At 70.2% G+C, this 11377-nt stretch carries 16 protein-coding genes; 3 read left to right on the forward strand and 13 right to left on the reverse strand.

The genetic code is table 11. The annotated features are described in order from the left end of the window. Nucleotides 1–138: 138 nt before the first annotated feature. Nucleotides 139–543: a hypothetical protein gene (locus Q0588_RS09405; RefSeq protein WP_298745696.1), complete on the forward strand. Its 405-nt coding sequence runs from the start codon at nt 139–141 to the stop codon at nt 541–543. Between the two features lie 4 nt (nt 544–547). Here Q0588_RS09405 and Q0588_RS09410 read toward each other — a convergent pair whose 3' ends face one another. From Q0588_RS09410 to map, 10 genes are all read right to left on the reverse strand, one after another. Continuing rightward, entirely contained in the window at nt 548–2077 is a 1530-nt protein-coding gene (locus tag Q0588_RS09410) for a hypothetical protein (protein ID WP_298745697.1), read from the reverse strand. A gap of 64 nt (nt 2078–2141) precedes the next feature. Further along, the gene (locus Q0588_RS09415; protein ID WP_298745698.1) at nt 2142–2567 is read right to left on the reverse strand and encodes an acyl-CoA thioesterase; all 426 of its coding nucleotides are present in this window, start codon (nt 2565–2567) and stop codon (nt 2142–2144) included. Beyond that, the gene (gene grxD / locus Q0588_RS09420; RefSeq protein WP_298745699.1) at nt 2567–2923 is read right to left on the reverse strand and encodes a Grx4 family monothiol glutaredoxin; all 357 of its coding nucleotides are present in this window, start codon (nt 2921–2923) and stop codon (nt 2567–2569) included. The genes Q0588_RS09415 and grxD overlap by 1 nt, the downstream gene beginning before the upstream one ends. Before the next feature lie 84 nt (nt 2924–3007). Continuing rightward, the gene (locus Q0588_RS09425) at nt 3008–3925 is read right to left on the reverse strand and encodes an aldo/keto reductase (protein WP_298745700.1); all 918 of its coding nucleotides are present in this window, start codon (nt 3923–3925) and stop codon (nt 3008–3010) included. Nucleotides 3926–3927: 2 nt separating this feature from the next. Beyond that, on the reverse strand, nt 3928–4182 hold the full coding sequence (locus tag Q0588_RS09430) for a BolA family protein (RefSeq protein WP_298745701.1): 255 nt from the start codon (nt 4180–4182) through the stop codon (nt 3928–3930). 63 nt (nt 4183–4245) lie between these two features. After that, nucleotides 4246–4764 carry a GNAT family N-acetyltransferase gene (locus Q0588_RS09435; RefSeq protein WP_298745702.1) on the reverse strand — a complete coding sequence of 173 codons (519 nt, stop codon included), beginning with the start codon at nt 4762–4764 and terminating at the stop codon, nt 4246–4248. A gap of 108 nt (nt 4765–4872) precedes the next feature. Further along, on the reverse strand, nt 4873–5589 hold the full coding sequence (radC, locus tag Q0588_RS09440; RefSeq protein WP_298745703.1) for a DNA repair protein RadC: 717 nt from the start codon (nt 5587–5589) through the stop codon (nt 4873–4875). Nucleotides 5590–5591: 2 nt separating this feature from the next. After that, complete coding sequence (locus tag Q0588_RS09445) at nt 5592–5924, reverse strand: transcriptional regulator (RefSeq protein WP_298745704.1); 333 nt, start codon at nt 5922–5924, stop codon at nt 5592–5594. Beyond that, the gene (locus Q0588_RS09450; RefSeq protein ID WP_298745705.1) at nt 5914–6189 is read right to left on the reverse strand and encodes a DUF6516 family protein; all 276 of its coding nucleotides are present in this window, start codon (nt 6187–6189) and stop codon (nt 5914–5916) included. The genes Q0588_RS09445 and Q0588_RS09450 overlap by 11 nt, the downstream gene beginning before the upstream one ends. 111 nt (nt 6190–6300) lie before the next feature. Then, nucleotides 6301–7122 carry a type I methionyl aminopeptidase gene (gene map / locus Q0588_RS09455; RefSeq protein ID WP_298745706.1) on the reverse strand — a complete coding sequence of 274 codons (822 nt, stop codon included), beginning with the start codon at nt 7120–7122 and terminating at the stop codon, nt 6301–6303. 112 nt (nt 7123–7234) lie between these two features. Between map and Q0588_RS09460 the strand changes: the two genes are divergently transcribed. Beyond that, nucleotides 7235–7987 carry a competence/damage-inducible protein A gene (locus Q0588_RS09460; RefSeq protein WP_298745707.1) on the forward strand — a complete coding sequence of 251 codons (753 nt, stop codon included), beginning with the start codon at nt 7235–7237 and terminating at the stop codon, nt 7985–7987. Between the two features lie 155 nt (nt 7988–8142). On the opposite strand, the gene Q0588_RS09465 is transcribed toward Q0588_RS09460, so the two are convergent. From Q0588_RS09465 to fliI, 3 genes are read right to left on the reverse strand one after another with little or no spacing between them, the layout of a single operon-like run. After that, nucleotides 8143–9222 carry an endo-1,4-beta-xylanase gene (locus Q0588_RS09465; RefSeq protein WP_298745708.1) on the reverse strand — a complete coding sequence of 360 codons (1080 nt, stop codon included), beginning with the start codon at nt 9220–9222 and terminating at the stop codon, nt 8143–8145. After that, the gene (locus Q0588_RS09470; RefSeq protein WP_298745709.1) at nt 9212–9622 is read right to left on the reverse strand and encodes a flagellar export protein FliJ; all 411 of its coding nucleotides are present in this window, start codon (nt 9620–9622) and stop codon (nt 9212–9214) included. The genes Q0588_RS09465 and Q0588_RS09470 overlap by 11 nt, the downstream gene beginning before the upstream one ends. A 13-nt stretch (nt 9623–9635) precedes the next feature. After that, nucleotides 9636–10976 carry a flagellar protein export ATPase FliI gene (fliI, locus tag Q0588_RS09475; protein WP_298745710.1) on the reverse strand — a complete coding sequence of 447 codons (1341 nt, stop codon included), beginning with the start codon at nt 10974–10976 and terminating at the stop codon, nt 9636–9638. A gap of 174 nt (nt 10977–11150) precedes the next feature. On the opposite strand from fliI, the gene Q0588_RS09480 reads away from it, so the two are divergent. Continuing rightward, nucleotides 11151–11377, forward strand: a 227-nt coding sequence (locus tag Q0588_RS09480) for a pyridoxal-phosphate dependent enzyme (protein ID WP_298745711.1), incomplete at its 3' end; no start/stop codon positions are given.

Here is an 11377-nt window from a genome sequence, read left to right on the forward strand (position 1 = left end):
CGCCGCGCCGCGGGCGACAGCGCGAAACCGGGCCCCGGAGCGATCCGGGGCCCTTGCGCATCGGCCGGCGGGTTTCCCTCGCGGGCGAACAGGCGCACACTGGACAGGTTCAGGTTTTCGGCGAGGGAGGCCGGGGGAATGAAACGGATCGCCACGCTGACCGGCTTGCTGACGCTGGCCGCCGCCCTGTCCGGCTGCGCCCTGGTCGACCGGTTCGCCGGCGGCGAGGCTTCGGCCGGGACCGCCCGGGCCATCGATCCGCCGGGGCAGATCGAGGCCGTCCACGCCGCCGCCATCGCGCAGGACCAGGCGGTGTTCTGGGTCAGTTCGAACGGCTGCACGCAGAAGTCCGACCTGACGCCGGTGGTGCGCCGCTCTGGCGACACCTCGGTGATCACCCTGCGCCGGCTCAGACAGGACCGCTGCCTCCGACCGCTGGCGCAGGGGGTGGAGGTGCGCTGGAGCTTCCAGGAGATGGGCCTCGCGCCGGGCGCCCGGGTCTCGGTCGAGAATCCCTACCAGCTGCCGGGCGCGGCCGGCTGAGCGATCAGCGCCCGGCCGCCTCGACCAGGCGCCATTCTCCGGCGTCGAGCTGAAACTCGTACAGCTGCCAGGGCGACCCCGCCCCCGCTCTCTCCTTGCGGAAGGCGATGATCAGCCGCTCGCCGTCGGTGCGGACCGTGATCGCGCCATAGACGCCGACCAGCCGGGCGAAGCGCCGGTTCAAGAAGTCGGTCAGGGCCTGGCGCGCCGCCTTGCGCCCGGCCGGGCCGGACGCGGCCGCCACGGCGTCCATCAGGGCCTCGTGCGCGGCCTTTTCCGCCGGGCTCAGGGACTTGCTCGCGGGGGTCGAGCGCAGGATCTCCGTGCACAGCACCAGGGGACGGTCGCCGCGGCCCTTCTTGCCGAGAAGGCCGAGGATTTCCGGCCGCGGATGGACGTGGCTCTCCTCGTCTCCCGAGGACACCACGAAACCGAAGGGGTTCACGGCCTCCAGAAATTCATCGGTCACGTCGGCCGAGCCGTGGTGACAGCATTTGAGGAAGTCGGCCCCGAGGACCTGCCGGGCCCCGGCGACAGCCTGCGACAGGGGCGCGTCCGGGCCCGTCCCGCCGTAGTGACGCAGCAGGTAGTCCTCCGCTGATCGGTTGAGATCGCCGCCGAAGATCACGCTGAAGCCGCCCATCCGCAGCTTCAGCAGGACCGAATGCCCGTTCTTGGTCTTGCCGACGTCGAACCCGCCCTCGCCCGGGCCGGGCCCGAACGCCTTCAGGGCGACGCGCCCGCCGAGGTCGGCGGGAACCGGCCCCAGAACCTGGATCGAGGCGCCGGCCTGCCCCGGCGCGAAGCCGGGCAGATAGGTCTGTCCGCCGGCCGGCTCTCCATGCCGGGTCGAACACATCGACACCGGCCAGCCGCGCGACAGGGCGGTGCGAAGCAGGGTCGGATAGAAGCCTTTGACGTCGGGGTCCGCCAGGGCCGCCGACAGCTGGGCGGTGGTCTCGAACACCTCCGTGCAAAAGCCGTCGCGGCGCGGTCCGAGGCGCTCGGTCCTTCGGTTGGCGGGCGTGGAACGATCCAGCAGGCCGTTGATGAACACCTGGCCGATATTGATCCGCGGGTCCGTGAAAATGCCCTGGAAACCGGCGTAGTGGTCCGAATCCGGATGGGTGACCACCGCCGTGTGCAGGTTCCGGTCATCGCTCAGATAGCGGAAGCGCCAGTTCAGAAGGTTCTTCATATTGGATCGCTGGCCGGCGTCGATGACCAGGGTGTGCTGCCGCGCCCCGTCGGGGACGCTGACGATGCAGCCGTCGCCCTGGCCCACGTCGACGAAGATCATGTCCAGAACGGCGTCGGTCCGGCAGTCGTCCCTGGCCACCTGGTGGCGCTGGATCCCCACCCGCCCCGTCCGGGCGTCCCAGACCCGCCATCTGACCAGGTACAGCCGCGGGTCCGCGGGGTGATCCTCGACATCCAGCCAGTCGCCGAAGATGACGTGTTTGGAGGGTTTTCCGCCGTTCGCGCCGCCGTGAAAGGCCAGTCGGCCCCTGGTGCGAGCGAAGTAGACACGCATCGGGCCGCCCCCCGCCAGTGTTCCCCGATGTCCTATAACACGGGTTGGGGAGGGGGCGAACGCCTCAGGCCTCGAACTTCGGCAGCATGTCGGGCGGGACGCGATGGGGCCGCAGGGTTCCGGCGTCGACCAGCACCCATTCGGACACGCCCTGGGCGCACAGCCGGCCGTCGCCGTCCTCGATGCGGACGTAACGGTCGAAGCGCGGTCCGCGCGGCTCGCCGACCCAGGTGCGGGCCTTGACCCCGGCCGCGCCGGGGGCCAGCGGGCGGAAATAGTCGATCTCGTGGCGGACGGCGACCCATGACCAGCGGGCGCGGGTCCGTGCGTCGAAGCGGGCGTTCCAGTGGGCCGTGCCGGCGTCCTGGAGCCAGCCGACATAGACGACGTTGTTGACGTGGCCGTTGTCGTCGATGTGCTCGGGCCGGACCTCCAGCGGGACGATGAAGATCTCGCGGTCGGCCCGGGGCTCGAGCTGGGCCTTCGCCATCAGGCGTCGGCGTCGCCGAGGGGCACGCCCTTGTCGGCGAGCAGGGCCTGGAGCTCGCCGGCGTTGAACATCTCGCGGACGATGTCGGAGCCGCCGACGAACTCGCCCTTCACATAGAGCTGGGGAATGGTCGGCCAGTCGCTGAAGCTCTTGACGCCGTCGCGAAGCGCCTCGTCCTGCATCACGTCGACGCCGACGAAGGGGGCGCCGACGTGGTCGAGAATCTGCACCGCCAGCGAGGAGAAGCCGCAGCGCGGCGCGTCGGGGGTGCCCTTCATGAACAGGACGACGTCGTGATCCTTCACCGTATCGGCGATGAAGGCGTGGACGGGATTGGCGACGGCTTGATCGGTCACGGCTGCTGGCCCTTCGGTGAAGGCCGTCAGCTAGGGACCCCGGCGGGCCGGGTCAAGGCGCCGGAAGGTCCCGGGGCGGCGGGGTCAGGCCACCTTGGCCCCGGCGACGCGGGCCATCTCGATCTGGGCGGCCAGGCCCGGCGGCATGTCCCGATCGGGCACCAGCGAGAGCATGTTGAGCCGTTCGGCGTCGCCGGCGCGGATCAGCACGCTGGAGACCGAGGGATCGCTGAGCGCATAGGCCAGGCAGATGGCCTCGGCCGGCCAGTTGTTGGTCTGGTGCAGGAAGGCGAAGGCGCCGGCGTGGGCGAGCGGGTTGTGCCGGGTCTTCGGTCCGCCGAAGCCGAAGAAGCCCTTTTTCGGCTGATGCACGGCCGCGGCCTTTTTCGCCGTATCGAGGCTCTCGGGGAAATAGTCGTAGACGAAGATGGCCATGTCGGCCTCGCGGGCGATGCGCAGGCGCGAGCGGATCTGCCACGGCGAATTGACGTGCAGCGGCGAGGCCAGCACGTCGAAGGCCCCGGTCGAGACGTAGGTGTCCATGACGTCGCCCTCGCCGGAGATGCCGAGCAGGCGGACCCGTTCGGTGGCGCGCAGGGCCTTGAGGGCGTTCAGCGTGGTCTGCGGCAGTTCGTGTTCGGCCGGCTCGTCGAGCAGGGCGAGGTCGAACCAGCCCAGGCCGGAGATGGCCAGGGCCCGGTCGATGGCCGAGGTGATGCCCTCGGCCGAAAAATCGCGGTCCGAGCCGCGGCGGCCGTCGCCGGCGCCGAGGGTCAGGGACACCTGCACCAGCTTGCGCTCGACGTGCCGCAGGGCCTGGCCGAGCACCTCGGCGAGAACCGGGTCGGCGGTTTCCAGCCGATAGCTGTTGATGCCGGCTTCCAGCGCCGAATAGACCAGATCGCGGCCGGCTTCGGGACCCTGGGCGATATCGCGGGGACCGAGGCTGAGCGTCAGCGCCGAGACCGCCTTGCCGGCGTGGCCGAAGGGACGGTAGCGCATCTTCAGTCTCCTGCCGGGGAGGCGTTGGCCGGGGCCGAGGTTTCGAGCGCCAGCGCGTGCAGTTCGCCGCCCATCCTGCCCTTCAACGCCGCATAGACGAGCTGGTGCTGACGGACGCGGGGCAGGCCCGCGAAGGCGGCGGAGACGATGCGGGCGCGATAGTGGTCGCCGTCGCCGGCCAGATCGTCGATGACGATCTCGGCGTCGGGGAAGGCTTCGGCCAGATGGCCGCGAAGCTCTTCGACGGGCATGGGCATGGGGCGGGCGGTCTCCGGATCCGGGGGCCAGAATGCCCCGTAAACCTTAATGTCCGGCTACGCTCAGGCGGCCGTGCGCTCGAACAGGACCACCGGCTCGCCCTTGTAGGTCGTCTCGACGTAGGGGGCGTAGCCGGCGCGCCTCGCCAGGGCGATCGAGGGAGCGTTGTCCGGCGAAATCATGCAGACCGTGCGCGGGGCGTTCAGCGCCTCGTCGCACCAGGCGAGGGCGGCCGACAGGGCTTCGAAGGCGAGGCCCCGGCCCTGGAAACGGGGATGGACGCCCCAGCCCAGCTCGGGCGCGTCAAAGGGGGGGTCGAGAAGGCGGTGGTAGTCCAGCACGCCGAGGCCGCCGACGTATTCGCCGGTGTCCTTCAGCCGGACGGTCCAGTTGCCGTGGCCGAGCGCCTCCCAGTGGCCGATGTCGCGCAGCAGACGGAACCAGACGTCCTCGGACGACAGCGGCGTGGGGAGGATGTGGCGGATGAAGGCGGGATCGGCCCACAGCGCCTTGAGGTCCTCGTAGTCGGACACGGCCACCGGGGTCAGGGCCAGGCGTTCGGTGATCAGGGTGCTGGTCATGCGGGCTCGCGGGCGGCGGCGGCTTCGGATTCGGCGACAGGTTAGGTCAAACCCGGCGGGGGCGCGAACCGTCGGCGACGCGCCGCCGAGGACGGCCGCCCAGCCCCGTCACATCAGGCCCAGCTGTTTGAAACTGGCCACGCCGTCGCGGCCGACGACGAGATGGTCGTGAACGGACAGGCCGAGCGCCCCGGCCGCCTCGATGACCTGTCGGGTCATGTCGATGTCGGGCCGCGACGGGGTCGGGTCGCCCGAGGGGTGGTTGTGGACGATGATCATCGCCTTGGCCGACAGCTCCAGCGCCCGGCGCACCACCTCGCGCGGATAGACCGGGGCGTGGTCGACGGTGCCGCGGTTCTGGATCTCGTCGAGGATCAGCTGGTTGCGGTTGTCGAGATAGAGGACGCGGAACTGCTCGCGCGGCTCGTGCTGGAGCGACAGGCGGACGTAGGCGAGCAGGGCGGTCCAGGACGAGATGACGGTGCGCCTGCCGGCTTCCTCGAGCGCGACGCGGCGCGCCACCTCGTGCAGGGCGGCGAGGTCGAGGGCGGTCTCGGCGCCGACGGCCTTGGTCCGGCCGCGCGCATCCTCGGCCCGGACCGTCATCAGATTCTCGACCGAGGCGGCGAGGACGGCGGCCAGCGAGCCGAACCGGGCCAGCAGGGCCTTGGCGATCGGCTTGACGTCGCCCTGCGGCTGGCTGCGGAACAGGAACAGCTCGAGCAGTTCGTAGTCGGGCAGGTGGGCGAGGCCGGCGCCCCGGGCCCGATCGCGCAGCCGTTCGCGATGGCCGGCGTGGTGGGGTTTGGGCCGGGCGCCGTTCATGCTCAGGCGGCGGCCTGCTGATTGGAAAGGCTCAGATGGAAGTGGTGATACGGAAAGACGACCTTGCCCGACTCGCCTCGCCGGATCACGCCCGCCTTCATCAGGGCGGTGACATCGCCATGCACGGCCTTCACGTCGCGCGCGACCTTCCGAGCGACTTCACGAATGCTGAGTTCGCCGGCTCCGGCCATGACGGTCAGAATTTCCCAGCGCTTGCCGGAGAGCACCCGCCACATCAGATCGGTGGAGATGAAGCTGTGCTCCGCATAGCCTCGGCTTTTGCCCGTGGTCCAGTCTTCGCTGATGTCCGACCAGAAGTCCGCGTCACTTTTCACGGTGAAGACGACCGTGTCGAACTCGCCATTCTCGTACGTCCCGACTGAAATCCGTTTCGAGCTGACCGATACTGTTGAACTCATAGCGCGTCTCCTCATCGTCGATGTGCCGGTGATCGCCCTTGCCGCGTTCATTGTCATAACGCACCACGCAGACGTCATCGCAGACATAGGCGAAACTGTATTTGTAGCGATGCGCGGAACCGAAGACGGGGGTTGAAACCTCCCACACCAGGACGTGCAGGACCTCATCGTCGCCGATCACGCGATCGTATCGAGATACAAGCCGCGCCCTCATGTTGGACTATGCTCCAACATGGTCGGTGTTGTCAAACGGTCCAACGGCGCCTCCCCCCGCTCCGGAGGACAACCTATCCTAGAATTTCGGCCGGAACAGTCCCGCCGGGCTGGCGCTGAACAGTTCGACGCCGTCCGCGGTGACGCCGACGGTGTGCTCGCACTGGGCCGACAGGGACTTGTCGCGGGTCACGGCGGTCCAGCCGTCGGACAGCACCTTCACGTGCGGCTTGCCGAGGTTCACCATCGGCTCGACGGTGAAGAACATGCCCTCCCTGAGGGTCGCGCCGTCGCCGCGGCGGCCGTAGTGCAGGACGTTGGGGCTGTCGTGGAACAGCCGGCCGATGCCGTGGCCGCAGAAGTCGCGGACCACCGACATCCGGGCGGCCTCGACCACCTGCTGGATGGCGTAGCCGATGTCGCCGAAGGTGGCGCCGGGCCGGATCACCGCCAGGCCGGCCTCGAGCGCGTCATAGGTGACGTCGATCAGCTTGCGGGCCCGGGCGTTGACGTTCCCGACCGGATACATGCGGCTGGAGTCGCCGTGCCAGCCGTCGACGATGACGGTGTGGTCGATGTTGACGATGTCGCCGTCCTTCAGGATCTTGTCGCCGGGAATGCCGTGGCAGACGACGTGGTTGATCGAGGTGCAGACGGTCTTCTCATACCCCTTGTAGCCGAGGCAGGCGGGCAGGGCCCCGTGGTCGAGGGTGAAGTCGCGGATGCGGTCGTCGATCTCGCCGGTGGTGACGCCCGGAACCACGTACGGCGTGATCATGTCGAGCGCCTCGGCGACCAGGCGGCCGGCCTTGCGCATGGCCTCGAAAGCCTCGTCGTCGTGGACGCGGATTTCGTGGGTGCGGACGAAGGCGTCGCTGTCCAGTTCGGGGGTCTCGTACATCAGGCTCGGCTTTCGCGCGGGGAGGCGCAGGCTGCGGTTCAGACGGCGATCATAACACAGATGCTCAAGGCCGCACGATGACCGGACGGCGGCGGCAGTCTAGCGTGCGGAGATGACCGAATCCTCCCCCACCGCCGCCGTGCTGATCATCGGCGACGAGGTGCTGTCCGGCCGGACCCAGGACACCAATCTGACTGCCATCGCCCGGTTCCTGGCGGCGCTCGGGATCGACCTGCTGGAGGCGCGGACGGTCGGAGACCGCGAGGCGCAGATCGTCGAGGCGCTGAACGCGCTGCGGGCGGGGCACGACTATGTCTTCACCACCGGCGGCATCGGGCCGACGCATGACGACATCACCGCCGAGGCGGTGGCGGCGGCGTTCGGGGTGGATCTGCCGGAGCATCCGGCGGCCCTGGCCCTGCTCGAGCGGCGCTATGGCGACCGGCTGAATGCGGCGCGGCGGCGGATGGCGCGGATTCCGGAGGGCGGGACGCTGATCGCCAATCCGGTGACCGACGCGCCGGGGTTCCAGATCGGCAATGTCTTCGTCATGGCCGGGGTGCCGAAGATCATGACGGCCATGCTGGAGGACGTGGCCCGCCGGCTGAGGAAGGGCGCGGTGGTGCATGCGCGGACGGTGCGGGTGACCGGGGTCGGCGAGGGCGACGTGGCGGACCTGCTGACGGCGGCGGCGGCGGCGAACCGCGACCTCAGCTTCGGCAGCTATCCGTTCGGCGCGGGGACCGTGGGCGAGATCGGGACGAATCTCGTGGTGCGCGGGCGGGACGAGGCGGCCGTGGAGGCGGCGGTGGAGAGGCTGCGGGCGGACCTGGCGGCGGCCGGGATCGCAGATGTCCTAACCTGATCCTTCTCCCATTGGGAGAAGGTGGCGCGCAGCGCCGGATGAGGGTCGGGTGGTTGGAGCGGCGAAGCCGCCCCCGGATAGTCGACCCTCACCCTTTCGCGCAAGGACGACGGCTACGCCGCCGTGCGCTCAAGCCCTCTCCCATCGGGAGAGGGTCAGCGCGCGAAGGCCGCCGTCACCGCCTGATAGGCCGGGTTCGCACGTCCCCGAGCGTCGAGCAGCAAGGGGCTGTCGTCGCCGCGGCCGTCGCGGACCAGCCAGCTGTCGACGTCGCGCAGGCCCCAGGTGGTGAAGGCGTAGCGCTGGCCTTCCGGCAGGGCCATGAAGGCCTCGGCCAGTTCGCCGACGCGGGCGACCTGCCGGGCCCGGCGTTCGGCGGTGGAGCGCAGGTCGGGCAGGCGGCCGCCTTCGCGCCGCATCGGGAAGTCCAGCTCGGAGACATGGATGGGCAGGCCCAGCGAGGCGGCGTCGCGGAAGAAGGCGGTGATCCGGCCGGCCGGGATTTCGATGTCGAGGTGCGACTGCGTGCCGATGCCGCCGATCGGGGCGCCGAGCCTGAGCAGGCGCTCGACGAGCCGGAGGAAGGTCGCGCCTTTCGCCGGGATGTTCTCGAGATTGTATTCATTGAGGAACAGGACGGCGTCGGGGTCGGCGGCGCGGGCCTGTTCGAAGGCGCGGACCATGTAGCCGTCCATGCCCAGCGCCCGGCTCCAGTGACAGTCGCGCAGGCCGTCGCCGTCCTCCGCCACCGGCTCGTTGACCACGTCCCAGCCGGCCATCTGTCCGCGATGGCGGCCGACCAGAGCGGCGATGTAGCGGTCGTATTCGGCGGCGAAGCGGGCGCGCGGGACGTCATCGTTGAAGACCTCGCCGCCCTGCGAATACCAGATCACCGTATGGCCATGGACGCGCAGCCCATGGTCCCGGGCGAAGCCGACGACACGGTCCGAGGCCGAGAAGTCATGGCTGAAGCCGGGCCCGAGCGTGCGCTCCATCTTCTGCTCCCACTCGGGCGTCAGCTGGGAGCAGTGGCGCAGCACCTGTTCGACCCAGTCGGCCTGGTCGAGCTGCCAGGTCATGCCGGTGGCTCCGAACGGACAGGGCGCGATGGATTTCAGCGGCGGGGCGAGGGGACCGTCCGCTGGCCGGGCGGCGGCGAAGCGGTCGCAGGCGGCCAGGGCGATCGGCGCGGCGAGGAGGGCGCGGCGGTTCAGGCGCGGCGGGTCAGCCCGCACGGCGCCTCAGGCCCAGCTCGTCGAAGGCGGCGGTCTCGCGCTTGCCGGCGGCGATCAGGCGGTTCAGCCGGGTGGTCTCGGCGACGTGCTCGAACTTCTTCAGCTCCTCGAAGGCGCCGCTGAGGGCGTCGCGGGCCCCCTCCTCCTCGGCGCTGATCTCGACGACGTCCGCCTCGGCCGCGGATTTGCGCAGCTTCCAGCCGTTCAGATAGGCCTGCAGCAGCAGGGCGGCCTCGGCGTCGTCGCGGGCCCGCTGCTGTTCGATCTCGGCCTCGGCCTCGAGCACGGCGATGCGCATTTCGGCGGAGGCTCTACGGGCGGTGATCCCGGCCAGACGCTTCTGCAGCGTCTCGACCTCGTAGCTGGAGATGCGGATCAGGGATTGGGCCCAGGCGGTCATGCGGCGTCTCCGGTCACTGCACCATTCCCTGGTTCAGAATGGTTTCCAGACGGTCAAAGGAATCGGCCAACCGCGTCACGTCATGGTGATCCTGGCCGAGAAAGGCCTCGAGCGCCGGATTCAGGGCGATGGCGCGGTCGACGATCGGGTCGGCGCCGGTGCGGTAGGCGCCGATGCGGATCAGCTCCTCCATATTGGCGTAGGCCGACAGGCACTGGCGGGCGCGGCGGTTCAGCTCGCGCTCGGGCGGGGTCTGGCAGCCGGGCAGGGTGCGGCTGACGGATTTCAGCACATCGATGGCCGGGAAGCGGCCGCGCTCGGCGATCTTGCGGTCCATGACGATGTGGCCGTCGAGGATGCCGCGCACGGCGTCGGCGATGGGCTCGTCATGGTCGCCGCCGTCGACCAGCACGGTGAACAGGGCGGTGATCGGCCCCGCCGTGGTCCCGTCCGGCCGCACCGGCCCCGGCCCGGCGCGCTCCAGCAGCTTGGGCAGTTCGGTGAAGACGGTCGGGGTATAGCCCTTGGTGGTCGGCGGCTCGCCGGCGGCCAGGCCGATCTCGCGCTGGGCCATGGCGAAACGGGTCACCGAGTCCATCAGGCACAGGACCTCGAGGTCCTGGTCGCGCAGGAATTCGGCGCAGGCCATGGTCATATAGGCGGCCTGGCGGCGTTTGAGGGCGGGTTCGTCGGAGGTGGCGACCACGACGATGGCGCGGCGCAGGCCGTCCTCACCCAGGGTCTCCTCGACGAACTCGCGCACCTCGCGGCCGCGTTCGCCGATCAGGCCGACCACGACCGCGTCGCAGCTGGCCTGACGGGCCAGCATCGACAGCAGCACCGACTTGCCGACGCCGGAGCCGGCGAAGATGCCGAGGCGCTGGCCCCGGCAGGTGGTGGTGAAGACGTCCATGGCGCGGACGCCGAGATCGAGACGCTCGCCGACCCGGCCGCGCGAATGGGCCGGGGGCGGGGGCGCGCGCAGGGGGTAGGCGGCCGGGCCGACGGGAAGGGGGCCCTTGCCGTCGATCGGCTGGCCGAAGGCGTCGATGATCCGGCCGAGCCAGGCGGTGGTCGGGCGCACGCCGGCGGCGGCCGAGACGATGCGGATGTCGGCCCCGGGGGCCACGCCCTCAACCGGGCCGAACGGCATCAGCAGGGCCTTGGCGTCGCGGAAGCCGACCACCTCGGCCGGCAGGGGCGACAGGCGGCCGCGCGCGATCTCGGCCCGGGCGCCGACGGCGAGGCGGCTGAGGCCGCCGCGGGACTCGATCAGCAGGCCGTTCACGCCGGCGACCTTGCCGGTCACGACCAGGGGGTCGATCGCTTCGACGGCGGCGGCGAGATTGCGCAAAGGAGGGCCCCGGAACAGCGGTTCAGGGATGCGCCGACATGGTTAACGGACGGTGAAAACCGGACCCTCGACCGGCGCGGCCGGGCTCCCCGGGTCGCGGATTGTCGGTCGACGGGGCTTGCGATCGGGTCTGAACGCCTGTCTGTATGCCCAGCCCGCTCCCGGAGACCCGCCATGGCCGACGCCGCCCCCGCCTATGATCCGTCCCGTCATCAGAAAGCCGGACGGGGGCGGATCTATCCGTCCATCCTCGACACCATCGGCGACACGCCGCTGGTCGGCCTGCCCCGGCTGTCGGCCGAGCTGGCCCCCAAGGCCACCGTCCTGGCCAAGCTGGAGTTCTTCAATCCGCTCGCCTCGGTGAAGGACCGCATCGGCGTGGCGATGATCGAGGCGCTGGA

Origin of the sequence: uncultured Brevundimonas sp., from assembly GCF_937870815.1 — a bacterium.
Classification (GTDB): Bacteria; Pseudomonadota; Alphaproteobacteria; order Caulobacterales; family Caulobacteraceae; genus Brevundimonas.

Excerpts from the sequence above, each read along its gene's own strand:
- Q0588_RS09405 (WP_298745696.1), top strand. The coding sequence starts at position 139 with ATGAAACGGATCGCCACGCTGACCGGCTTGCTGACGCTGGCCGCCGCC.
- Q0588_RS09410 (WP_298745697.1), bottom strand. The coding sequence starts at position 2,077 with ATGCGTGTCTACTTCGCTCGCACCAGGGGCCGACTGGCCTTTCACGGC.
- Q0588_RS09415 (WP_298745698.1), bottom strand. The coding sequence starts at position 2,567 with ATGGCGAAGGCCCAGCTCGAGCCCCGGGCCGACCGCGAGATCTTCATC.
- Q0588_RS09425 (WP_298745700.1), bottom strand. The coding sequence starts at position 3,925 with ATGCGCTACCGTCCCTTCGGCCACGCCGGCAAGGCGGTCTCGGCGCTG.
- Q0588_RS09430 (WP_298745701.1), bottom strand. The coding sequence starts at position 4,182 with ATGCCCATGCCCGTCGAAGAGCTTCGCGGCCATCTGGCCGAAGCCTTC.
- Q0588_RS09435 (WP_298745702.1), bottom strand. The coding sequence starts at position 4,764 with ATGACCAGCACCCTGATCACCGAACGCCTGGCCCTGACCCCGGTGGCC.
- radC (WP_298745703.1), bottom strand. The coding sequence starts at position 5,589 with ATGAACGGCGCCCGGCCCAAACCCCACCACGCCGGCCATCGCGAACGG.
- map (WP_298745706.1), bottom strand. The coding sequence starts at position 7,122 with ATGTACGAGACCCCCGAACTGGACAGCGACGCCTTCGTCCGCACCCAC.
- Q0588_RS09460 (WP_298745707.1), top strand. The coding sequence starts at position 7,235 with ATGACCGAATCCTCCCCCACCGCCGCCGTGCTGATCATCGGCGACGAG.
- Q0588_RS09470 (WP_298745709.1), bottom strand. The coding sequence starts at position 9,622 with ATGACCGCCTGGGCCCAATCCCTGATCCGCATCTCCAGCTACGAGGTC.